This is a genomic window from Myxococcales bacterium (assembly GCA_016703425.1).
Taxonomy (GTDB): domain Bacteria; phylum Myxococcota_A; class Polyangia; order Polyangiales; family Polyangiaceae; genus JADJCA01.
Map to the genome: position 1 here is coordinate 1 of JADJCA010000022.1, position 22,852 is coordinate 22,852.

General features: G+C 67.4%; 17 protein-coding genes. 8 read left to right on the plus strand and 9 right to left on the minus strand.

Annotation, left to right across the window (positions count from 1 at the left end):
* Positions 1-1,195 (plus strand): M23 family metallopeptidase (locus IPG50_31055; protein ID MBK6696594.1); only part of this gene is annotated, 1,195 nt, incomplete at its 5' end.
* Between the two features lie 205 nt (positions 1,196-1,400).
* Here the strand turns inward: IPG50_31055 and IPG50_31060 are convergent.
* The gene (locus IPG50_31060) at positions 1,401-1,922 is read right to left on the minus strand and encodes a fasciclin domain-containing protein (protein MBK6696595.1); all 522 of its coding nucleotides are present in this window, start codon (positions 1,920-1,922) and stop codon (positions 1,401-1,403) included.
* Between the two features lie 146 nt (positions 1,923-2,068).
* On the opposite strand from IPG50_31060, the gene IPG50_31065 reads away from it, so the two are divergent.
* From IPG50_31065 to IPG50_31075, 3 genes are read left to right on the plus strand one after another with little or no spacing between them, the layout of a single operon-like run.
* A complete protein-coding gene (locus IPG50_31065) occupies positions 2,069-3,052 on the plus strand; it encodes a MerR family transcriptional regulator (GenBank protein MBK6696596.1) in 984 nt (327 codons plus the stop codon).
* 55 nt (positions 3,053-3,107) lie between these two features.
* On the plus strand, positions 3,108-3,614 hold the full coding sequence (locus tag IPG50_31070; protein ID MBK6696597.1) for an SRPBCC family protein: 507 nt from the start codon (positions 3,108-3,110) through the stop codon (positions 3,612-3,614).
* Positions 3,611-4,339, plus strand: a complete 729-nt coding sequence (locus IPG50_31075; protein ID MBK6696598.1) for a heme-binding protein — start codon at positions 3,611-3,613, stop codon at positions 4,337-4,339. The genes IPG50_31070 and IPG50_31075 overlap by 4 nt, the downstream gene beginning before the upstream one ends.
* Before the next feature lie 199 nt (positions 4,340-4,538).
* Here IPG50_31075 and IPG50_31080 read toward each other — a convergent pair whose 3' ends face one another.
* From IPG50_31080 to IPG50_31100, 5 genes are all read right to left on the minus strand, one after another.
* Complete coding sequence (locus IPG50_31080) at positions 4,539-4,895, minus strand: AraC family ligand binding domain-containing protein (protein MBK6696599.1); 357 nt, start codon at positions 4,893-4,895, stop codon at positions 4,539-4,541.
* Between the two features lie 287 nt (positions 4,896-5,182).
* Positions 5,183-6,031 carry a hypothetical protein gene (locus IPG50_31085; protein ID MBK6696600.1) on the minus strand — a complete coding sequence of 283 codons (849 nt, stop codon included), beginning with the start codon at positions 6,029-6,031 and terminating at the stop codon, positions 5,183-5,185.
* 266 nt (positions 6,032-6,297) lie between these two features.
* Complete coding sequence (locus tag IPG50_31090; protein MBK6696601.1) at positions 6,298-6,909, minus strand: glutathione S-transferase family protein; 612 nt, start codon at positions 6,907-6,909, stop codon at positions 6,298-6,300.
* 61 nt (positions 6,910-6,970) lie between these two features.
* A complete protein-coding gene (locus IPG50_31095) occupies positions 6,971-7,804 on the minus strand; it encodes a hypothetical protein (protein ID MBK6696602.1) in 834 nt (277 codons plus the stop codon).
* Between the two features lie 35 nt (positions 7,805-7,839).
* Positions 7,840-8,568 carry a hypothetical protein gene (locus IPG50_31100; GenBank protein MBK6696603.1) on the minus strand — a complete coding sequence of 243 codons (729 nt, stop codon included), beginning with the start codon at positions 8,566-8,568 and terminating at the stop codon, positions 7,840-7,842.
* 211 nt (positions 8,569-8,779) lie between these two features.
* Here IPG50_31100 and IPG50_31105 point away from each other — a divergent pair, with 211 nt between their 5' ends.
* A complete protein-coding gene (locus tag IPG50_31105) occupies positions 8,780-10,096 on the plus strand; it encodes a HAMP domain-containing histidine kinase (GenBank protein MBK6696604.1) in 1,317 nt (438 codons plus the stop codon).
* Positions 10,097-10,135: 39 nt separating this feature from the next.
* On the plus strand, positions 10,136-11,488 hold the full coding sequence (locus tag IPG50_31110; protein ID MBK6696605.1) for a sigma-54-dependent Fis family transcriptional regulator: 1,353 nt from the start codon (positions 10,136-10,138) through the stop codon (positions 11,486-11,488).
* A gap of 1,172 nt (positions 11,489-12,660) precedes the next feature.
* On the opposite strand, the gene IPG50_31115 is transcribed toward IPG50_31110, so the two are convergent.
* Positions 12,661-14,100 (minus strand): outer membrane protein transport protein, encoded by a 1,440-nt coding sequence (locus IPG50_31115; protein ID MBK6696606.1) that lies wholly within the window; start codon positions 14,098-14,100, stop codon positions 12,661-12,663.
* Positions 14,097-18,059, minus strand: a complete 3,963-nt coding sequence (locus IPG50_31120) for a hypothetical protein (protein MBK6696607.1) — start codon at positions 18,057-18,059, stop codon at positions 14,097-14,099. Before IPG50_31120 ends, IPG50_31115 begins: the two co-directional genes overlap by 4 nt.
* Before the next feature lie 190 nt (positions 18,060-18,249).
* Between IPG50_31120 and glmU the strand changes: the two genes are divergently transcribed.
* Together glmU and IPG50_31130 are read left to right on the plus strand one after the other, a co-directional pair.
* On the plus strand, positions 18,250-19,677 hold the full coding sequence (glmU, locus tag IPG50_31125) for a bifunctional UDP-N-acetylglucosamine diphosphorylase/glucosamine-1-phosphate N-acetyltransferase GlmU (protein MBK6696608.1): 1,428 nt from the start codon (positions 18,250-18,252) through the stop codon (positions 19,675-19,677).
* A 145-nt stretch (positions 19,678-19,822) separates the two neighbouring features.
* Positions 19,823-21,589: a lamin tail domain-containing protein gene (locus tag IPG50_31130; protein ID MBK6696609.1), complete on the plus strand. Its 1,767-nt coding sequence runs from the start codon at positions 19,823-19,825 to the stop codon at positions 21,587-21,589.
* Positions 21,590-21,642: 53 nt separating this feature from the next.
* Here IPG50_31130 and IPG50_31135 read toward each other — a convergent pair whose 3' ends face one another.
* On the minus strand, positions 21,643-22,758 hold the full coding sequence (locus IPG50_31135; GenBank protein MBK6696610.1) for a hypothetical protein: 1,116 nt from the start codon (positions 22,756-22,758) through the stop codon (positions 21,643-21,645).
* Positions 22,759-22,852: the final 94 nt, after the last annotated feature.

A 22,852-nucleotide genomic window follows, 5' to 3' on the forward strand; every position in this document is an offset into this window, starting at 1 on the left:
CACATCCCTCGCCTTTTCGTTCTTCGCCGCTTCGTTCGCCATCGCGCCCGCCTCCGCGGCGCCCCCTGTGGCGAAGCCCGCCGTGGGCCCCGCGCCGGTGGCGGCGCCGGCTCGCCCCGCCGCGCCCGTCGTCGCCGCCGCGACCACCGACGATCCCCCGTCGATGATCGGCATCGCGTCGCTACAGACGGTGCCCGCCGCCGCCAAGCTCAAGCCGACCGACGCGGTGAAGCGCGTGCCGACGGCGGTGGCCCTCGAGGAGGTGGAGCAGTTGAGGCCCGTCATCACGAAGGCGGCCAAGCGCGTGGTCGCGGCAACGCGCTCCTGCAAGGCGCAAGATCTGAAGTTCGCGTGGCCCCTCGCCGGCGATGCCGCCAAGGTGTGGGCCACGAGCAACTACACGGACCTCGATAGCTCATCGGGCAAGAAGGACTACAAGGGTGGCGTCGGTCCGGCCGCGATCAACTACGACGGCCACCGCGGCTATGACATCTGCGTGGGTTCATTTCGCGAGATGGACACGAACGCGGTCCCCGCGCGCGCGGCCGCGCCGGGCAAGGTCATCGAGGTCGACGACGCACATTTCGATCGCAACACATCTTGCACGGGCACGTGGAACTACGTCCTCGTCGAACACGCGAACGGGTTCGTCTCGTACTACGGGCACATCAAGAAGGGCTCCGCCTCCGTCAAAGTGAACGACATGGTCACCACGGGTCAAGCGCTCGGCATCGTCGGCAGCGCCGGATGCTCCACGCACCCGCACCTCCACTTCGAAGTGCACGACTGCGACAACGCGTGGATTGAGCCGGCGCAACACGGCATGTGGCAGGTCGCCCCATCGTCTTACGAGAAGTCCGGCATCTTGGACGTCATGCTCCGCGCCACGGGAAACGAAAATGGCGGACTGAGCGTGGCATCCATCAAGGACCCGTCGCCGAACCCGACCACGGTGGCCAAGAATCAGTGGCTGCACGTGGGATTCTCGGCAGCCCTTCGTTCGGGTGACGAAGTGCACGTGCGCGTCACGACGATCGGCGGCGACATCAAGAACTCCTACTGGACGCCCGACGGACGCTACAGCCAACGCGTTGTCTACTTCGACAGCTACAAGATGGCGTCGGTGGGCCCTGCGTACATCTCCGTGTTCGTCAACGGTTCGCTCAAAGCGATCCGCATGGTCACGGTGCAGTAGCGACCGCATCGCGCGCCGGCCGAACGGTCCTCATTCGCCGCACGGCTCACGCCCATCCGCCTCCCCTGTCGCAGCGGAGCGGCCAGGGATCATCGCAAGAGCCTGCAGCTCGCACACGGAGCTCACGCGAGCGAATTCGCTCGTTCGGGGCGCAGCGCGCCCCGATGAGCTCAAGCTGCCCGTGCGGGCGCGATGAGCACCGCGGTCACTGAGGAAGAAGGACCGCGTCGACGACGTGAATGACGCCGTTGGAGCACGCGATATCCGCCTTCACGACTTTGGCGCCGTTGATCATGACGGCTCCTGCATTCTGGGAGATCTTCACGTCCGAGCCCTGGACCGTCTTTGCAGCGTTCAGCGCTACAACCTTGCCGGAGCTCACGCTGCCTGAGACGACGTGATAGGTCAGGATCCCCTGAAGCTTCGCTTTGTTCTCGGGCTTGAGGAGGCTCTCGAGTGTGCCCGCGGGCAACTTCGCAAACGCCTCATCGGTCGGAGCGAAGACCGTGAAAGGTCCCGGTCCCTTTAGCGTGTCCACGAGGTCGGCGGCCTTGAGCGCCGCGGCGAGGGTCTTGAACGAGCCGGCCCCGACCGCGGTGTCGACGATGTCTGACTTGCTCGAAACGGTCGCCGCCGTGTTCGACGTCGGCTCAGCGTTGGACGCGCCCCCGCAGGCAGCGACGAGAAGGGAGAGAAGAACGGACGGAACGGTGAAGAACTTGTTCATGAGAGCCTCCGCGAAGGGTGTGCCGGGTCTCTGGGTTTTGTACAACTTTTGTCAACTCTAGTCGTCCTCATTTCTGCCAATAGTTGAGCTGTAGTTTCGCCTATTGGCGCCGTTGACTAGTTTTTGTGCAGTTCTATAGTCCACCCGTGGCTCGCCCCCCGAGAACGCCTCCGTCGCGCGGAGCCAGAGCGCCTGCCCGTACCGCCGCTTCCGACACGGCCGGCGAGCGCCAGGCGCGCTACTCCATCCGTGTCACGTCGAGGCTCACGGCGATTGAGCTCGGCACCCTGCGCATGTGGGAGAGGCGCTACGGTTTTCCTCGACCCGAGCGCACAGACGGGGGGAGCCGGGTCTACTCCGAGTCCGACGTCGAGGCCCTGAAGCTCATCACCAGGGCGCTGGAGCAGGGCTACCGTCCCGGCGAGATCGTCGGAAAGCCACGCGAAGAGCTCTTGAAGCTGGTCGCCGTCGCGTCGCACGTCCCTTCCCGCAGCGGGGGCTCAACGCCGACTGTCGCCACGCTCCTCGCCGCGCTTGGTGGAGACGAGCTCGCGCTGCTGCGCGCTCAGCTGCGCCAAGCCGCGTTGACGCTCGGACCCAAGCGCTTCCTCGTTGAGGTGGCGCATCCACTTTGCCTCCGGATCGGCGAGCTTTGGGCTGACGGAAAGCTCGAAGTGCGTCACGAGCACATGGTGAGCGAGTGCTTGTTCAGTCAGCTTCGCGTGCTGGCTTCTGCCTATGAGGATCGCCCGGGCGCTCCCCGCGTCTTGCTCGCCACGTTGCCAAACGAGCGTCACGGCCTCGGTCTCGCCATGGCCGAGACCTACCTGGCGGCGAGCCAGGTCACCCCCATTCTGCTCGGCGTAGACACGCCAGCGGAGCAAATCGTCAAGGCCGCACGCGGTCACGATGTCGACGCCGTCGGCCTCTTGATCACCCAAGCGTCGGACCTAAAGGCAGCGAGAGGCCACGTTCGGTGGATGCTGGAGGAGCTTCCGCGACGCGTGAGCGTTTGGCTTGGGGGCGCTGGCGGAGCCGAGCTGGGGCTCCGTGACGCGTCCGTTCGCATCGTTGGCACTTGGGGCGAAATGGACGAGGCCATCTCGATGCTGATGCGGAGGGCAACATGACCGACACGTGGCATCCGCTCCGCAGCGCAGCGCCCTATGGGCAAGCGGTCCACCCGTGAGAAGGAAACTCGAACGCGAGCAGTTCGTGCCGCGGCCGAGGGCCGAGGTCTTCCCATTCTTCGCCGACGCCGCGAACCCCGAAAGGCTTACGCCGACCTCCCTACGCTTCCAGATCGAGACGGCGCTCCCCATCGACATGCGCGCCGGCGCGCTCATCGACTACAAGATCGCGCTGTTCGGCATCGGTCTCCACTGGCGCACGCTCATCGAGGTCTTCGAGCCGGAAGTGCGCTTCGTGGACGTCCAGCTCAAGGGACCCTATCGCCTTTGGCGTCACACCCACGAGTTCATCGAGGCGCCCGGCGGGACCCTCCTGCGCGATTCCGTGGAATACGAGGTCCCCTTTGGCCCGCTGGGTGATCTTGCGCGGCTGCTCTTCGTCGACCGGCAGCTCGCTTCGATCTTCGCTTTCCGACAGAGGGCCATCGAAGCGATCTTTGGCTCCAGCGACCGCCGAGGCGATGCCTCATCGAGGCGGACCTCGGCAACCGGGCAGGCATGAGAAGCGTCGAACCAGGCGGCGTCGCGCGGCGTCCTCGCGAGGGAACTGGCCATTGCCAAATCGGAAAGCGTCCCCACGTTCACCTCGTGGCGGCGACGCGAACGACCCTGCACCTTGCGGCCATCGTTACGTTTGCCGCTGGGTGCGCCGCCGTGGGCAACGTCGAAGAGGCAAAGCACACAACGACCAGCCGCCACGGCGCCTTTGAGGTGCGTCACTACGGCCCGCGCGTCGTCGCGGAAACGCGCGTGTCGGGGACGTTCGGCGACGCGGGCAACGACGCCTTTCGGCGCCTCTTCGGCTACATCTCTGGGAAGAATCGGACGCAGACCAAGATCGCAATGACGGCCCCCGTCGCGCAGCGCGACGCGGAGCCAAGCAGCAAGATCGCAATGACCGCGCCCGTCGGCCAGCGGCTCGACGGCGACGCGTGGGTCATCTCGTTCACGATGCCCGACGGCGAGAGCCTCGCCACGCTCCCTGAGCCCGAGGACCCCCGCGTCGTCTTGCGCGCCATCGGCCCGCGCGACGTAGCGGTCGTTCGATTCAGCGGTCGATGGACCGACGCAAACATCGACAAGCAGACCAACGCGCTCCGCGAGTGGCTCCCGACGCAAGGGCTCGTGGCTGAAAGCCCTCCGGAGGTGAATCGCTACGATCCACCGTTCGTTCCCTGGTTCCTGCGTCGCAACGAGGTATGGCTGACGGTGACGAAGCCCCGCTAGTACCTCGACCTATCGATTTTGATGCGTCGAGTACGGAAAACGAGAACGAGACTCCGGGACACCAACCTGTGGAATCGACGCAGGTTCGAGTTCGCCCCTCGCTCGTCGCGGGGCGAGTCGAATTCAGAGTGTCGGGGTTAGGTCGGCGACTTTGGTGCGGCCGATGAGCTCTGAGCCGAGCGAGGCAGCTAGTAGCGGCCTATTGAGCGGCGGCGGCGGCGCCCCGCAGGTGATGGACAAGCAGGACGAGGTCGGCGCCCGGATCGGGGATCACCGAATGAGGGACCCCCGGCGCCAGCGTGACGAACTTTCCGGGATCGATGTGCACGCGCGCCGCGCCGAGCACCACGGTCCCGGCCCCCGATGCCGCTTGGATGATCGCCGGCACGGGAGTCGCGTGCTCCGGCAGGTCCACGCCGTTCCGGAGGCGGATCGCGACGATCTTCACGTGGCCCGCCTCGAAGAGAACGTTCACCTGACGGTCGGCGCCCGGCACGAGAGCGGCGGGGATGGCGAGGGCGCGGAAGGGTTCGCTCGCGCCCGCGGCAGGGCTCACTGGGCTGGGCGAGCCGCCATGGTGTGAGGTTGGCGCGTTCGGCTCCGGTCGAGACGATGCGCAACCGACGAGAAAAAGCGCGCTCAACATCGGCGCGATCGATAGGCGGGCCATTCGCGGGGTCTCCTTCGCTGCGCGTGCAAGGTAACGCGGTTCGAGAAGGCCGGAAAGGCGGCGCTCAACTTGCGACCGTGCATCGCTCGTGCACGGTGACGTCATGTCATGCGCCACAAGCCTCGCTGCCGAGCCACGACCGCGCCGTGACCACGTCGCGTCCATCCCGCGCCTCAACGAGCGTCAACGTGGAGCACATAGTTCTGGCTGCCGTTCGAGTCATATTCAGAGCAGCCGAAGGCGCTGGTGACTTGGAACCAGAGCGCAAGGTCTCCCGCGGCCGTGAGCGGCACGCGCACCGGGCTGGTCGCCGCCCCGCCGATGGGGTTGAAGCCGGCGACGTGAAACGGCCGCGGTGTCCCACCGTTCGACATGGCGAAGCCGGTGATGGTCCATGCCGGGAGCCCGTTGGGCAGGCCCCCGCGGCAAGCCGGCAATCGGGCCGGGTCGTAGGAGAGTTCGAGCAAGTCGCCCGCGACCAATGCGCCGGCAACCTGAACCGGTCCGCTCGGACCGAAGGTCGCGTGAGCGCGAACTTGGGGCGGCGTCGGCGCACCGCCCGACACAGAGAAATGAAAGTTCTGTCCGTAGTTCGAGTCGTACGCGGAGCATCCGTAACGGTCGCTAACCTGGAACCACATGGCGAGATCACCGCCCGTCGGAACGTCGACCACGGGCAACTCGGAGACGGAACCGCCGCGGGCGTTGTGGCCCGCCACGTGGAACGACTGAGCTTCGCCGCCGTTCAGGCTCGCGTACCCCGTGATGACCCAAGCCGGCGAGCCGTCGTTGAAGCCGCTGCGGCAGGAGGGTAGTCGCTCCGGCGCATATTGAATCCGCACGCGTGAGCCTGCCTTGAGGGGCGCGGAAGCCGACTCCTTGTGGCTTCCATCGAACGTGAGGGTCGCTTCCGGGGCACGACCAAGGGCGCCCTCGGCGACAGCCGACGCTCCGTCGTCACCGCCGCAGGCGACGAGGGGCACCCACGCCGCAAGGAAACATGCCAAGCGTCCTTTCCGCATACGCTCAGGAGTGCACGACGCAGGCCAGCGGGCACGGCGCACGATTCTTTGGTGTTGCCCACCGATGCGAGGCAACCTCGGGCAGCGCTTGACGCGCCCGATCCACCGTCTAGTGCCACCCTCGACGGCACAGCCCGCAAAACACCTCCCAACCCGGCGGGCGGTGGAGCTGGCGGGACCGCGGCCAAGCCCGGGTGCGAGCGCGCGTGTTGCCACGCAGGGTCGAGGTCCGAGTCACGGCCGCGTCGCTCCGAAGCGGGGCGCGGTCACCCGAGGCTCGCGAAGATGCGACTCTTCTTCGCACCGTCGCGTTCGACGAGGCGAGCGAAGTAGGGCTCGACCTCATCGCGCGCAAGGAGATCACAGCGGACCGCCAAGCGAAGGCTGTAGCCCGCGAGCACGTCGGCGACGGTGAACGCAGGGCCGACCAAGTAGCCCTCCTTGGGGAGCCGTTTCGCGAGGACGCCGAGCTTGAAGCGGAGCGCGCGCTCGTGCAGGTCGAAGTATTCGGGGCCGACGATGCCGGCCTTGCTGATGGCGGCTTCCACGAGCCTACCCTCGACGAGCTCGCCGAATGCGGAGAGCCAGAAGAGGTATGCGGCACGCTCGGGCTCGCCGCGACCAACCCAGAGCTTCGGCGTGTCGAAGGCCTCTGCGAGCACGTGGCAGATGGCCGTACTCTCGAGGTACGTCGCGCCGCGAAATACGACGGTCGGCACTTGAGCGAAAGCGTTCAGGTCCGTGTACGGAGGCGAACGGTGCGCTCCGAAGCCGACGGGGCGTTCGTCCACGTCGAGGCCGAGCTCGGCCGCCACCCAGCGCACCTTGCCGCTGCGATCGTTGTCACCGAAACCGTAGAGCGTGATCGACTCGGACATGGAGACCTCGCGATGGGCGCGAGGGTAGCTCATTTGGCGAGACGCGGGCGCGGGCGGACTCTCAGTGCTTCCCGCAGACAAGCGCGTAGTGCGTACCGAAGCCCTTCACGGGGTGCTTCACGAGCTTCGCGCGTGCGCGGCGAACGAAGGCGGGGCAGCGCGTGCAGTAGTAGTAGTCGTCCTTGTCGTAGTCGGACTCGCGCATGGGGCGGGCCTCGTGCCAAAACCTCCACATAGAGGTCTCGAGATCCCCGGGGAGGCCAGTGGTCAGCTTCTTGGCTCCGAGCCACTGGAAGAACGAGTCGAAGGCCTCGATCTTCGTCTCGCCGCGAAACTGCTCCGAGGGCAACTTGTCACCGACAGCCTTCATCCACGCTGTGTAGTGACCGGGCAGAGCGCCGAAGAGCTTCGTGTAGCGCGAGGCGTTCTTCTCGAAGGGCCCGAAGAATGTCTTCGCCTTCGCCTCGAGGCGCGCGCACGCGTCGCGTAGCGCCGCTTGGAGTTCGGCCGAGTCCTTCCAGTAAACGTCGGGCCCCAGCGAGGTTCCATCGTTGAGCGTGTGCTCTCGCTCGCCCATGGCGCCGGGCCCCGCGAACGAGGGGAAGAGGTTCACGCGAAACCATGACGCACCGTGGAGTCCTTTTTGAAAGACCACGTGTTCGACAACGGACTTGGACGGTCGCTCGAAGCGCACAAGGGGGCCGGAACCGCCCGTCGTGTCGAGAAAGCGGTACGCCGGGTGGAGCTCGCTCATGGTCGCTCGAACGACCGACGCGAAGGAGGGCGAGGCGACCTTCTTGGACCTCGCATTCGAGGAGGCGCCCTCGGCCACAGGCTTCGTCGGGACGCGCGTCTTCCGTGCGGGGGCCTTCGTCTTCGCTTTGCGGGTCGCCATCCCCGTCTATGTACCATACACGCGCCCCGACGACCTCAACGGGCGCCCACCCGCGCTCGGCGCAGCGCCGCGAGCTGACGCAGCGAGATCACGTGTCCGAAGACCGCCAGCGGCACGAAGAACGCGGGCAGCCACACGAAAGGCCACCGGGCCACGATGGTGTTGGGCACGCCGGGCCAATCGAGGTGGAGCGGCCCCGGTATCGACGTGATGGCGATGGCGACGATGTTGACGAGCAGCGCGAGCGACGCGAGGTTCCAAGCCAAAAGGGCGCGCGCGCCCCATGTGCCACGTGCGACCAAGAGGGCTACCAGCGGCGCCGTGAGGCCTACGAGCACGTCGAAGTTGCGACCCTCGAAGGTCATCTGCTTGGGGAGCTCGCCGGCGACGCAGAGCGCCCACAGACCCAGCTCGATGGGAACGCGCATGGTGTGGAGGAGCACCGGCCACGTGAGTGGTGCGCCTCGGAGCGCGCGCCGAAAGGCCTCGGTGCGCGAGGCGACCACGACGAGGAAGAGCGCCGTCAGCGGCGCGAACACCAGGCGCGGCGGGCGCGCATCCCACGCCGTGAAGAAGCCCGTCGACGCGACGGCCGCCGTGACCGCGAGCCACAGAGCCATGCCGCCGCCGGCCCAGAGCGCCGATCGCGACGCCTCGGTGGCGCGCCCCCCTGCCCTTCGCGCCGCCGCACCGATTGCCAAGGAAACGAGCGCCACGAGCAAGAGAGCGAGAGCGACCGCGGAGACGCCGACGATGGAGACCATGCCCCGGGCCCGCAGCATCCGCCGTGCCCGAGCCATGCGTTCGGCCTGGCAGCGGTGAATCGCGCGCCGCGGCGCCGGAGCTGTACGGAATCCCTGACACCCTCGCCGGCCCCTGCCCGGTGTACCTTACAGCCCGTCACGCCTCGCTCGCGCAAACGCGCGCGCCATGCGCTGGCCTCGACCTTGCGAAGGAACTCTGGGTACTGGAGTGTTGGACCGGGTGTTGGACGACGCGTCACCAAGACGCCCCGCGCTGGGGAGCGTCGCTGCGCTGGAGGATTCGCGCCGGGCCGCCGAGCGCCGCGTCCGCATCGTGGCGTCGGAGTTTCTGAGAGCGCGCCCAGTCATCGTCCTCCCATTCCTGCTGTTCGCCGTGGCGACGTTCGCTTGGTTCGGCGTCGAGCGGCGCCAGCTCGCAGGGCTCTCATGCCTGGGCACCATCGCCATCGCGTTCTTCTTCCTCGAACGAGCCCGTGCCGCGCGGCAGTTGGTCGACGGCAGGGCTCTTGAGCGCTCGCTCTTCGCGACCCTCACGGCGCTGGGCCTGGCCTGCACCTTCACGGGGGGCCTCGCGAGCCCTGTATTGCCGATGCTCTTCGCCCCCTTGGGCGTCGGCTTCGCGGCGTTCGGCGCATCGCCCTTCAGCCGCCGGCTCCTCGCCTACCTGGGCGCGTTCGTGGCGCTATTTCTCGTAGCGCCGCTCGAGTCGTTCACGGTCCCCGACGTGCCGCGACGCTGGGTCCTCGCCGCCGCGGTCCTCGACGCGAGCTTGCTCTTGCGTGTGGGCGTCGCGAGCCTCACGGCCGCCCACGCGCGAGCCGGCGAGGCGCTCTTGCTCGCGGGCGATGAAGTGGCTCGCGCCGCCGAGAGCCGCACGCGTGACCTCGAAGAGCTGGGCTCGCGCGTAGCGCATGAACTGAAGAACCCTTTGGCGGCCATTCGGGCGCTGGTGGACGTCATGCGCGAGACGCGTGACGACCGCTTCGATCGACGCCTGGAGGTGACGCGGGGAGAGGTCGCACGCCTTCAGGAGATCATCGACGGTTACGGCGCGATGACGCGCCCGAGCACCGCGCTCGAACGAACCCCCGCATGCGTAGGCGAGTTGCTGGCGGGCCTCGTGGCGATCCTCGAGGCTCGCGCAGAGCGCGCGAGCGTCTCGCTGAGAGGCGTGCCCTCCGACGGCGTCACCTTCCACCTCGACGAGCGACGCTTCCGCGAGGCCGTCGTGAACCTTGTGCTCAATGCGCTCGACGCGACGCCAGCGGGCGGGACCGTGACGCTCTCGCACACGGTCGACGCCGGGGGGACGCTTTCCGTCGTGGTGGAGGACACGGGCTGCGGCATGGATGAGGCGACGCTCGCGAAGGTGGGGACGCCCTTTTTCTCGCGGCGCACGGGAGGCACAGGGCTGGGCGTCGCCATGGCTCGACGCGTAGCGGAACAACACGGCGGAGGGCTCGAGTTCGCGAGCCGCGTGGGACAAGGCACGACGGCGACGCTGAGGATTCCTCGAAACGGCGCGTAGCCCAGAATAGTCGCCGCTCGCGGTACGCTAGCCTCCCCGATGCCCACGGTTCTCATTTGCGACGACGACGCCGCCATCCGTTTCGCCCTCGGCGAAGCGCTCAGCGTGCTTCCAGTGGACGTGGTCTCCGTCGCCACGGGCCAGGAGGCCATCGCGCAAGCCGGCGACGCCGATGTCCTCATCACCGATCTGGTCATGCCCGAGATGGACGGCTTCGCGGTCCTCGGCGCGATCAGGAAGGTGGAGCCCGAGCTGCCGGTGATCATGCTCACGGCGCGCGGCAGCGAGCGGGTCGCCGTGCAGGCACTCAAGGAGGGGGCCTACGACTACCTCACGAAGCCTTTCGGCATCGACGAGCTGCGCGTAAGCGTGACGCGCGCTCTCGAAGCGCGCGCCCTACGTCGTTCCGCGTGCGAGCTCGCCGCGGCGCGCGTTCTCGGAAAACCCTTCGTCGGTCAAAGCCCCGCGTTCCGACACGTTCTCCGCGACGCGCAGCGCGTCGGTCGACGCGACGTCACCGTCCTCGTGCGCGGGGAGACAGGCACGGGCAAGGAGCTCCTCGCGTCGGTGCTTCACGCGGCGAGCTCTCGTCACAGAGGACCTTGCGTTCGCTTCAATTGCGCGGCCCTCAGCGAGAACCTCGCCGAGGCAGAGTTGTTCGGTCACGAGCGCGGCGCCTTCACGGGCGCCACCTCCGCTCGCCCTGGCTACTTCCGCCAAGCGCACGGGGGCACGCTGGTGCTCGACGAAGTCGGCGAGCTGCCGTTGTCCGTTCAAGGGAAGCTCCTTCGCGTCCTCCAAGAACGTGAGGTGCAGCCGCTCGGAGCGTTACGCCCCGTCGCCGTCGACGTGCGGGTCGTCGCGTGCACGCACCGCGATCTGCGCAGCGACGTAGTCACCGGCCGCTTTCGCGAGGACCTGCTTTACCGACTCGCCGTCGTTGAGCTCACGATGCCCCCGCTTCGTGAGCGAACCAGCGACATTCCTCTGCTCACGGAGGTCTTTCGACAGCGCTACGCCGCACGATTCGAACTAACCGACGTGACCTTTGCACCGGTGCTTCTGAGCGCGCTCGCATCGAGGCCGTGGCCCGGCAATGTGCGCGAGCTCGAGAACGCCGTGGCGCGACTCCTCGCGCTCGCGGAGCCGGGCAGCGTCCTCGATGAGCGCGCGCTCGGCATGCTCGAGGAGCACAAGGGCGGACCATCAAGCTCGATGGCGCGAGCGCCGGCCGATGCCAGCACGTTCCGCCAGCAGATGAGCGCCTTCGAACGGGGCGTCCTCGAACGCGCGCTCGAGGAGACGGGCGGCAACCAGTCGGAAGCCGCACGTCGTCTCGGGATCTCCCGCATGACGCTCATCGAGAAGATGAAGCGTCACGGTTTGCGGTAGGGCGCTTCGCAGCTCCCGCTTCTCGTCAGGCGCTCTTCCGAACCCGACGACGTCCTTCGCGGGGAGGCAATCGGCGCGGACGACGGCCTTGCCGGTCGCCTTCTCGGCGCCGACGCGAACGACGTAGATCTTGTATTCGCTGTCGGTCTCGAGCGTGCACGACTTGCCATCCTTTTGGATGAGCTTGTCGTATTCCTGACAGGCGGCGCCCGCCGAGCAGTCGCAGGCACCGGAAAAGAAGCCCTTCGCCATCTCGCCACAGGCAACGCCCTTGTCGGCGTACTTGTCGGGGACGCACGCGCCGCCGGGAGGCGTGGAGTCGTTGGTGCCGCAGGCGCGACGGCAAGAGTCAAACTTCACCTTGCTCGCGGTCTCGGCGCCCGACTTGCACTTGCCGAATTCGGAGTTGGTTGAGTCACCGAGCCAGCAGGACGCGAGAGCAAAGGCCTTGTCGGCGAAAATCCGGGTCCAGGCCATGGTTCCGAACTCTTTGCGGTACGCCTTGGCGGCGTCTGCGTTCTCGTCCACGAACGCGGCGAGCGAGTTGCAGCGCTCGAGCTCCGCTTGACGCGTGGTCACGCAAGAGCGTTCGGCGGCGGCGCTGACGCCACGGTCGGTGGACTTGAGCGCTTCTTTGAGCGACGGGACCAGATCGCCACACAGGCGCGCTTGAACCGTTGCGATGCAGCCGTCGACCTCCGCGGACTTCAGGCGCTCGAGCGCGTCGCCAGCGGCCTTGGCCCTCGTCCGGAAGTTGGCGACAGGAACGTCGGCGGCCGCGTAACACTGGTCCACCTTCGCCAAGGACTCCTTCTTCTTGGTCTCGCACGTCGTCATGCGCGACGCCTTCACCTTCTCCGCCTGGCCGTTGCACTCGGGAACGCTGAGGGCGCCCTCGTCGGCGTCCTCCTCCGAGTCGGCTTCGGAGGTGCTGCTGCAGGCGGCGAGCTGAAACACGGCCAGGGCGCCTAGCCCCAGGAGCTGAAACGAGCGGCGAAGCGCGGAGGAGGTCATGCCCTGGAGCAGAGCAACCTACATGCCGTGATGAACACGCAGAAAGCCCGTCAGTTTCGCGGGCCACCTGGATCGCCGATGCCCCTCCCTGGTGGCGGACCGCATGGGTCTTCCGGTGCGTAAAGGAGCGTGAACCCGGTCGCCGACGAGCCAGCGCGCTAGAAACGGTAGTTGCCGGCCACGCCGAGCACCGTCGCGCCAAACTTGTAGGTGCCGCCGTTCACGGCCTCCGACTCCGTCGGGTTTCCCTTCACGGGATTCACGCGCGGGATCTTCGCCGTCGCCGGATCAACCGACACCTCGCCCGCGAAGACCTGCGACACGACGGCGTCGAAGCGCCATGCCTCGCTGAGGTGAAAGCTCCCGCCGAGGCCGACGATGACCTTGTCGGCATCGAGGCCGACCGCCGAAAGGTACTCCTTCGGGATCGCCGTTGGCTCGTACATCACGCCGAGACGGCCCGAGATCGTTTTCTCCGACTCCGAGAGCGCGAAGCGCCGTTCGCCGCCGAGGCGGAACGAGTGCGTGTCTTGGTATCCCTTTGGGAGCGAAATGCCCGCGACGCTGAAGGGGCTCGGAAAGCCCGTGACGCCGATGAGCTTGATGTTCTCCGGTTCGAGGTCGATGGAGCGATGGCTCGACCAGAACTCGCGGACGTAAGCCGCCTCGATGCGAAGGTCGTCGTCGGGCCTTACCTCAACGCCGGCGCGAAGAATGAACGGAAGGTTAAACTTCACGCGTACGTCCTTGCCTTCTTGGCGCGCGTTGTCGAAGACGGGCGCGCTCGGCAAGCGAACGGACAACGTCCCCGGCGAGCGCACGAGGAACGGCAACTGCACCGAGAGACCGAGGTGCACGTGCTTGTCGGGCACGACGGTGGCGCCAAAGTTCGCGCTCGGAGCGAAGATGGGCCCGACCTTGAGCTGCGCCGTGGCGTCGTAGTTCGGATCTTCCGGTGCGCCGAGCAGCCGGTCGCCGGGGTTGGCGTTGAAGACCGTCTTCGCGACGAAGGAGCCGACGAGCGCCTGGAGGCCCGCGCCGATGCGGATCTCCTCCACGGGCTTCCACGCGAAATACCCCCCGACGATGGCGAGCGCCGAGCCCTCCAACGACAGGACCATGTACCGCTGCGGCGAGGGAGCGCCGCCGAGCTCTGCGGGCCAGCTCACGATGGGGCTGTTGGGCGCGTAGACCGAGATGGCCGCCGTGTATTCCTTCGACGGACCAAAGTTGAGGCTGCCGCCGATGAGCGGAATGGGCACCGGCAAGGTGGAACCACTCACCGTGGGCGAGCCGACGGTGCGAACGGCGCCGCTGCCGTCGACGACGCTCGTCTGCCGCGCGTAGTCAGCCGACAGGATCATCATCGACAGGTCGAGCATCGCGCTCGACTTTGCGTCGGCGAGCCCAGCGGGGTTCATCCAAGTCGCGTGGAGGTCGTCGGCACCGGCCACCATCGCGCCGCCGCGCCCGAGCGGGCGAACCCCGCGCTCGCTCAAGTACAGACCGCCCGCCTGCGCCGCCTTTGGCAAAGCAAACACGAGACTGAACAGCGCAAGGGACCGGAGCCCGGTCCCGAGAGTCCGGCTTCGCTTCACGGTGCCGTCCCGTTCTTGATGATCCGGTAGAACTGCTCGAGGCCGCGCTCCTTGTTGCCGAGGAACTCGTTCACCTCCGTCGCGACGGCGGCGAAGTCGCCTGGGTCTAGGCGACCAGCCTTCTGAGGATCGGCCCGGTTCACGTCACCGATGACGTCGACGATGACGTCGAAAGGCGTTCGCTTGAGCGCCCCGTTGGCCGCCTTGATGGGCGTCACGACATTGCGAAGGATGACGGTGAGCACCTGATTCGGGTCGATCTCGCGACTGCAGACGGGCGCGCCCTCCGCGTCACGGGCGCGCGCCGAGAGGCGTGACAACAGCGACGTCTGCGCGTCGGCGAGGCCCGTTTGCACAACGTTGCCGTTCTCGTCGCGGACCGAGTTCGCGAGGGCCTCGGCGAGGATGTGATAGAACGGCACCAGATCGTCGTCGTTTTGCAGGAGCTGCATGCCATCGGTAGCGGCGGCACGCATCGACGAGAGCGCTTCGTTTCGCGACGCTGGGTCCGTTAAGTAGAGGAGCAAGCCTTGGAGCTCCTTTCGCGCGCGTTCGTCCTTCCGGATCGTGTCGAGCACCGACATCGACGACGCGAAGACGGGGCTCTTGAGCGTGTCGTTCATCTTCTTGGTGAGCTCATCGCGAGCCCACGTGCATCGCTCGTAGGGAGCCACGAACGACTTTCCGCAGTGACTCCAGAGCTGGGCACGCAAGAGATCGATGAGCGTGGGCCCGAGCTTGGTCATGGCGGGGTTCTGGAAGGTCGCCGAAGCGCCGGTGCCGTTCACCTTCAAGAACTGATCGACGAGGGTCGAGCGCGCCGCCCGCCACTTCGCCAGTCGATCCTTGTCGGCGGGATCCTTGATGGCTTCCGCGAACGCGTCGTCGATGCCGGAGAGCGCCTGCAAGACGAGGTAGAGCGGCGTCACCTGCGGCGTGTCGCTGCCGTCGTTGCGCTTGCCCGTCGACTGGCCCTTCCGGTCCTTGAGCGCCACTTCTTTGGCGCGGCTCGCGCTAAAGAGCGACTCGGTGGCGTCGGCGAAGACGGTGATGCCACTGACGGGAGAGGTGGCCGCGCAGTTGCCGTCGCCGCCGAGCTTCGTGCAGTGCGGAATCGTCGCCGTTTGCAGCACGGTGGTGAGGTCGTGGAGCGCCTTGAAGATGCCGTGCGGCAAGGCTTCCGCGAGGAGCGGCTCGTACGACGAGATGTTGCTCTTGGAGCAATACGACGGGCTCTTGGGGTTCGAGCCGTCGCACTCCGGCGGCACGCCCTTTTCGCTCTGGTAGTGGCGATGAAGGACCTTGAAGAGCGCCACGATGAGGTCTTCACGGCCACGGTCGGTGAACGGCTTGATGATGGGCGCGAGGGCTTCGAAGGCGCCTGTGTTCTCGAGGGGGAAGAGCGCGTCGGGGTGACGCTCCTGGAGCCAGTCGCCGGCGGCGCAGCTCCGGAGGCCACGCACCTTGCCGTCGGACGCGGCGTCGGGCTGCGTCGGGTCGGGATCGTCGATGACGCGCTCGGGGCAGAGCAAGGTCCCGATGTGCGGGCCGACGAGATCCCGCAAGAACGTGTTGGTCGTCGCGTTCGCCGTGTCCTTCGCCTGGTCGAAGTAGACGATACGATTGAGCCACTCGGGCTTCGGGCGGAAGGTCTTCGCGTCGGGCGGATCCCAGAAGCCGGTCATGCCGCCGGAGAGCTCGATGGTGCTCACTGTGGCGGCGCCGATGCCGACGATCCCATTGCGGAGGATCGACGGGCGGAAGTAGAGCTGCGATTTTCCGACGATGGACCCGAGGTAGAAGCGCGCGAGGTCGTCGACCTTGAAGATCTCGCACTCCTTGTAGGTACCGATGAGCGGCAGATCGAGCTGGCCCGCCAAGGGAATGCCCTTCGCGTGGACGATGGAGCCGTCTTTGTTGCACATGGCGACGCCGGCGGCGTCGCTGACGATGTGCGCGAGGCGCTGAAAGATGCTGCGGTTCGTGCCCGTGTCGGCCTGCGCCCGGTCGGCGGGGGTCTTGGGCGACTCCACCTTGCCGGTCGTTTGGTTGAACGCCTCGCCGTTGAGGTTTGCGCGATCGTAGGTGATGCGATCCTTGTTCTTCATCATCGTGCCAACGACGTCACCGAGGCGGATGGTGGCCGGGTCGGCGAGGGCGTTGAGCAGGTCTTCGAGGAGCGCACGGTCCTTGGCGATCTCCGCCACGACGTCCAGGAGCTCGTCCCAAAAGAGCGACTTTTCCTTGAGCTTGGCCTGATCGTATTTGGTCCCGATCTCGCGGAACGCCAGCATCTCGCCGGTCACGCTCGCGAGCTTCGAGGTGTGGGCCGTCAGAAGGAGGCGCGAGAAGGCCAAGAGGTCGTCGGTGCCGCGATCACCGATCATCTGGCCTAGCGCGTGGACGAAGTCCATCATCGGCGCGGCGTTCACGTCGTAGGCGTCGAAGTCGACGGTGACGGGCTTCGTGCCGAGGTCCGACGGCGGCGGCTCATCGGCCCCGTGCGACAGCTTCCAAAGGTCCACGCGCCCCGGGTCCGCCGAGTAGCTCTTCGTCGCGGGCGTGCGCTTGCCGAACATCACGGTCATGCCGCCGAGGGCGTTCATGAGCGCGTCCTTGCTCGGATCGACGAGCGGGCGCATATCGCTCAAGAGCTGAGCGCCGGTGTTGTGGCTCGTGTCGACGTAGGCGTAGAGCGGCTGGTTCGCCACGACGGCGCGACCGAACTCGTCGCGCGGCGTCTTCGGGCCTGTAGCGGTCGGGAACGGCGTCGGGGCCGGGTTGCCATCCACCGTCACGAAGCGACCGAGCGCGTCGACATCGGGGAGGCCGTCTTTGTCCTTGTCGACGAAAGGCGCCGCGAGGGCACCAGCGAGCGCTGCGTAGCCGCGCCGGTCGCGCTTGACGATGAACTTGGGCGCGCCGCCGCCAAAGGCTGCATCTTGCACAAAGAAGAGCTCGGTCAAAAACTCGAGCGTCTCACGCGGCCGCGAGATGCGGTCGAAGCCAAGGGCAGCCTCACGGCTTAGCGTGAGCGGAGCCCGCGCCTCGGCTTTCGTGGTTCGCAGCTCCTCGTGGGCGACCTCGAGCAGCTTCGAGAAGGAGCCATAGGCCGCTCCCGGGACGCGCTTGCGCGAGCCATCGGCGTTGCGCGGCGGATCGGCCGCGTAGGGGTCGGAGTCGAACGAGACGAGCCGGAGCGTCTCGGAGGCGAGATCTCGAAACTTCGGATACGCGACGGCGGGCCGGACCACGCCGATGTCGATGTCGCTCGGCCGATAGCCGTCGCGGCCCGTGAAGCGAGCCACCGTCGCTTGCGCTTCGGGGCTGCGGCGAAAGAAGTCGAGGACCCGCGCTAGCGAGCGCGTCGACGCGGGCAACGTGTCGTCGTTGTAGAGGTCCGTCATGCGCGCGAACATGTCGGCCACCTCGAGGCCGAGAGCCCGCACCGCTTCGTCGCCCTGCGCCGGCTGGCAAGTCGCCTTGGGATCGCTCGCGCCGAGGTCGAGCACCGGGAGGTCGGCGTCGGGAATCGTGGCGTCGAGGGCTTCGATGAGCTCCGCGCGTCGACGCACGAGCGCCAGGATGCGAGCCTTGGCTTTCGCGCGCGTGGCGAGCTGCGCGTCGACGGGCACCGGGTTGCCGGCCTTGTCGCGCGCCGACTCGTCAGGCGCCGGTAGCGCCGCTTCGTTGAGCTCGTCGGCGAACTGGCCCGACTCCTTGTGGCACACACCGCGGAACGAGGCGCCCGTGAGGTCTTCTCGGAGGAGCTGCCCCGCCAAGCGATCGCAGAAGACCCCGAAGACCTCCTCGCCGATGGTGCCGCGCACCGGGGTGGGGCGCGACGTGGCGAAGTCTTGGCAGGCGCTCGCGATGGCGAGCAGGCCTACGAGGCCGAGCCTCCGACTTGTGGAGGCGGCGGGAGCACTAAGGAGAGAGCGTGCACGTGTACGGATCATGGGGCTTGGCAGGGCTTCGTAAGGACGCGGTCGAACTGCGGCTGCGCCGGCATGAGCCGTGTCGGCCGCCCGGTCAAGCGAATCAGGGCGGCGATGCGCGATTTTGTGTCTGACAACGCGCCTCTGCACCACCCCCTGCCCGAGGACGGCATGGTGGATTCGTGGTCGAAATCGTGTTGAGGTTCGCCCCATGTCGTCTGCCGAGCCCCTCCGCGCCCGTACGGCCGCCATCATTCTCGCCGCCGGCCAAGGCACTCGCATGAAGAGCGCCACGCTGCCCAAGGCCATGTTTCCGTTGGCCGGCCGGCCGCTGATCTACTTTCCCGTGGCCGCCGCGCTCGGGGCCGGCGCCCACGAGGTCGTGGTCGTCGTCGGCCATGGCCGCGCCGAGGTGGAGCGCTACCTCGCCGCCACCTTTGGCGAACGCGTGAAGACCGCGGTTCAAGCCCAACAACTGGGCACCGGCGACGCCGCCAAGGCGGGCATGACCCAGGTCGGTACCGACGTCGCGAACGTCGTCATCTTCGTCGGCGATGTGCCGCTCATCACCGAGCAAGACATCGCGCGCGTCCTCGCCGGCCTCGAGGCCTCGCCGGCCCCAAACATGGTGCTCGCGACGTGCACCGTCGACGCGCCCGCGGGCTATGGCCGCATCCTTCGCGACGGCCAGGGTCGCGTCGTGGCCATCAAAGAGGATCGTGATCTCAAGACCCCGGAAGAGCGCGCCATCCGCGAGATCAACCCGGCCATCTACGCCGCGCCGCGAGCCCCGCTCGCCGAAGCGCTCCTCGGCCTCACGACGAACAACGCGCAAGGCGAGTACTACCTGACCGACGTCGTCTCCACGTTCGCAAAGGCGGGCCGCGTCATCGCGCCGGTGGAGTCACCGGCGGACGTCTTGGCGGGCGTCAACGATCGAGCTCAGCTCGCGGAAGCCGAGGCGCAGCTTTATGCGCGCATCCATCGAGAGCATCGCCTCGCCGGCGCCACGCTCAAAGAGGGAGCGCGCGTGGACCACGGCGTCGTCCTCGGGCGCGACGTAGTCGTCGAGACGGGCTGCGTCCTGCGCGGCGCGACGCGCGTCGGCGACGGCGCGACGCTCGATGTCGGGTGCGTGCTCACCGACGTGGTCGTTGAGGCCGGCGCGGTGCTCAAGCCCTACAGCGTGGCGACCGGCTCAACGATCGGCGCGCGCGCCCAAGTGGGACCGTTTTCGCATATGCGACCCGACAGTGAGCTCGGCGAAGAGGCGCACATCGGAAACTTCGTCGAGATGAAGAAGACGAAGCTCGGCAAGGGGGCCAAGGCCAACCACCTCGCCTACCTCGGTGACGGCGTCGTCGGCGCGGGGGCCAACATCGGCGCGGGGACCATCTTCTGCAACTACGACGGCTTCAAGAAGCACACGACCACCATCGAGGAGGGCGCCTTCATCGGCAGCGACTCGCAGCTCGTGGCGCCCGTTCGCGTCGGCCGCGGCGCCTACGTCGCGACGGGCACCACGGTCACGAAGGACGTCCCCGACGGGGCCCTGGCCATCTCCCGCGTGAAGCAGGAGAACAAAGAGGGCTACGCCGAGCGGCTGAAGGCGCGCCTCAAGGCGGCGAGCGGCAAGTAAGCAATCTCCGCAGTTACGCCGGGTATGGATGAAGAGGGATCCACCCCGTTCGTGACTTTTCCGAGAACTATCGCGGGATTGGGTTGCCGCTCCGCGGCCGCGAGCTAGGGTGGGCTGGCCTAGGGTCAGGTAGGAGAATTCCCACATGTCGCGACCGCGTAAAGTTGGACCGTCGTTCGTTGCCGCCATCCCTCTCCTCGCGCTCTTCGGAGTCTCGGCAGCCATGGGCTGCTCCGGCACACGCGAGATGGACAGCGAGCAGGCGGCCTCGGCGCTGACCGTCTCCCCCGACCTCGTGATCAGCCAGGTCTACGGCGGCGGTGGCAACACGGGCGCGCAATACACCAACGACTTCGTCGAGCTGTTCAATCGCGGTGGCAGCTCCGTCTCGTTGTCGGGAAAGTCACTCCAGTACGCGTCGTCGTCCGGCAACTTCCAGAGCGGCGCAAACACCGTCGCGCTGCCGAACGCGACCGTGGCGCCCGGCGCGTACTTCTTGATCCAACTCGGCAAGGGCGCGGCCACCGCCGCGGCTCTCCCGACGCCGGACCACATCACGACGGGAACCGAAGCGCTGAACATCGCCGGCGCCAATGGCAAGCTCGTCGTCGTCGACTCCGCCGCCCTCCTGAACTGCGGCACCACGGGCAACTGCGCGAGCGGCGCCTGGATCGATCTCGTCGGCTACGGCACCGCCACGCAGGCCGAAGGCACGCCCGCTCCGGCCGCCGGCAACACAACGGCCGCCGTGCGCAAAGGTGCAGGCTGCACCGATACCGGCGTGAACAGCGCGGACTTCGAGTCGCTGGCGCCGAACCCGCGCAACAGCGCAACCACCGCCGTCGACTGCGGCAACCCACCCGTCGACGCGGGCCCCGCCCCCGACACGGGCTCGCCAACGCCTGACGGCGGGACGCCGTCGCTGGTGCTCCTCAACGAAGTGAAGATCAACCCGCCGGGCAACACCGACTCGCCGTGGGAGTACGCCGAGATTCTCTGCACGCCAAACGCGTCGCTCGACGGCTACTCCTTCGTCGCCTTCGAGGGCGACGGTGACTCGGCCACCGGCTCGCCGGGCACCGCCGACGTCGTCGTCGACCTCTCGGGACAGAACTGCGGAGCCAACGGCCTCGTTTACCTCAAGGCCGCCGCCGGCGGCGCTCCGGCGCTCTCGGCGCAGACGAAGGTGATCACGGTGCCCTTCCTCGACACCGGCTCGAGCCCCTTCGAGAACGCGACGACCTCCTTTGTCATCGTCAAGAGCGGCTCGCCGCTCGTTCAGGGTACCGACTACGACACCGACAACAACGGCGCCCTCGAGCTTCCCGGCTCGGGCTCCGTCATCGACGGCGTCGCGACCTTCGATCAGAGCGACGCCGCCGTCGACGTGACGTACGCGCCGCGCCTCACGGGCAACCTCCTGTCGGACGCCGCCACGCGCGTGCCCGGCGACGAGACGCCCATGAACCTCGGCTCTTGGTACTACGGCGATCTCAGCGGAACGACCGGCGACTCGGTGGCGTACGACCCGACGCGCACCGGCCCGAACTTCCCCAGCGACGGTCAGCTCACGCCGGGCGCTCCGAACGTGGGCACCGGCCCCATCATCTCCGCCGATGGCGGCATCATCACGCCGAGCGACGCCGGTGCGCCGAAGAGCGACGCTGGCAAGAAGGACTCGGGCGGAGCCCCCGTCGACGAAGAAGACGCAGGTTCGGCGGCCTCCGGCGACGGCGGAAAGAAGGACGCGGGCAAGGCCTCCACCACGCCCTCCGAGTCAGGCTCCGCTACGCCGCCCGCGGCCAGCGGCTGCTCCGCCACCGGCGGCGCCGAGACGTCGGGCCTCCTCGGCTACGTGGGCATGGCCCTCGCGGCGCTCTCGGCGCTGGGCCGTCGCCGCCGCAAGGGCTGAGTCTCAACTCACGCCCCCTCGCGCGTTGCCGCGCAGGCAACGCGGGCGATGCGTCAGGCGGACACGCCCTTCGAGGGTGCGTTCGCCTGAACCTGCTTCACGGCTTCGAACTCGTTCTCGAACGAGGCGAGCTGCTGCGTGACGATCTCGATGTTTCGATCGTTCTGGTCGCTCGGTTCGACGCGGCCTAGCTCGAGCATCTGCTTGCGGATCTCGACGAGGCCGTCGCAGATGCGACCCAGCCGCGCGAGCTCGACGGCGCCGCGGTCCTTGCCCGCGAAGTTCTCGCGGTACTCCGCGAAGAGCTCGTTGGCTGCCGTTCCGAGCATGCCGAGGATGTCACCCATGGGCGTGCCCTGACGCGCCTTGCGGACCTCCGTGAGCTCCTTTTCGTACATGCCGAGCTGCTCCTCGACGATGCCGATGTTCTTCACGTGGAACTCTTCCTTGAAGCCAGCGTCGCGCAGCTTGTGCATGTCGCCGCGGATGCGCCGCAGGTTGTCGATGACGCGCTGAAGCAAGGCGGGCCGTCGCGTGATGCGCGACTTGCCGGCGAAGTGATTCGCGTAGACCTCAAACTGAGCGTTGGCGAGGGCGCCGAAGGTGTTGGCGCGCTCCTCCTCGGTGCCCATGGTGAGGGTCTTTCCGATCTCGACGAGCTCGCGTTGGTATTGCGCGAGCGACGTCTGCACGACCTCGATGTCGCGGGCGAAGTCGGGGAGCGGCTTCTCTTTGTAGACGAGGGCCATGCGCTTGTCGCAGCCCTTGAGATCCTCGATGAGCTCAGCCAAGAGGCCCTGATCACGCGTCGCGCGGTTCTGGCCGGCGTAGTGGCGCCCGTATTGCGCGAAGGTGAAGTTCGCCGTGCTGGCGAGCTCGCCGAAGACCTCGATCTGCGGGCCGGCCTCCTTGGCGCGGACGATGGCGGCGCGCTCCGTTTGGTACAGGCTCAGCGACTCGCGCGCGCCGGCAAGGACCGCCACGAGATCGGCGCCGCGGATCGACGCCGGCAGCTGGTCGACTTGCGCCACCACCGCCTGCACGCGCCGCACGAGCGCGTCCATCAGGGCGAGATCGCGCGTGGCGCGAGACTGGCCCGAAAAATTGGTCTCGTATTCGGAGGTGATCTGATCGAGCTCGCGTTGGAGCTTCTCGGCATTAACGGCCATGGGCGCTTTATATCGCAGCAGCGGCGGCCATGTACGCGCGAATCGGGGAGGTCGTGGCGCGGTCGAGCTGAGCCGCCGGAAGGCGCCGGCTTGC

What these genes read in the sequence shown, in the direction of transcription:
- glmU (MBK6696608.1), top strand. Translation starts at nt 18,250, where the DNA reads ATGTCGTCTGCCGAGCCCCTCCGCGCCCGTACGGCCGCCATCATTCTC.
- IPG50_31110 (MBK6696605.1), top strand. Translation starts at nt 10,136, where the DNA reads ATGCCCACGGTTCTCATTTGCGACGACGACGCCGCCATCCGTTTCGCC.
- IPG50_31120 (MBK6696607.1), bottom strand. Translation starts at nt 18,059, where the DNA reads ATGATCCGTACACGTGCACGCTCTCTCCTTAGTGCTCCCGCCGCCTCC.
- IPG50_31090 (MBK6696601.1), bottom strand. Translation starts at nt 6,909, where the DNA reads ATGTCCGAGTCGATCACGCTCTACGGTTTCGGTGACAACGATCGCAGC.
- IPG50_31095 (MBK6696602.1), bottom strand. Translation starts at nt 7,804, where the DNA reads ATGGCGACCCGCAAAGCGAAGACGAAGGCCCCCGCACGGAAGACGCGC.
- IPG50_31130 (MBK6696609.1), top strand. Translation starts at nt 19,823, where the DNA reads ATGTCGCGACCGCGTAAAGTTGGACCGTCGTTCGTTGCCGCCATCCCT.
- IPG50_31060 (MBK6696595.1), bottom strand. Translation starts at nt 1,922, where the DNA reads ATGAACAAGTTCTTCACCGTTCCGTCCGTTCTTCTCTCCCTTCTCGTC.
- IPG50_31135 (MBK6696610.1), bottom strand. Translation starts at nt 22,758, where the DNA reads ATGGCCGTTAATGCCGAGAAGCTCCAACGCGAGCTCGATCAGATCACC.
- IPG50_31075 (MBK6696598.1), top strand. Translation starts at nt 3,611, where the DNA reads ATGAGAAGCGTCGAACCAGGCGGCGTCGCGCGGCGTCCTCGCGAGGGA.
- IPG50_31085 (MBK6696600.1), bottom strand. Translation starts at nt 6,031, where the DNA reads ATGCGGAAAGGACGCTTGGCATGTTTCCTTGCGGCGTGGGTGCCCCTC.
- IPG50_31100 (MBK6696603.1), bottom strand. Translation starts at nt 8,568, where the DNA reads ATGGTCTCCATCGTCGGCGTCTCCGCGGTCGCTCTCGCTCTCTTGCTC.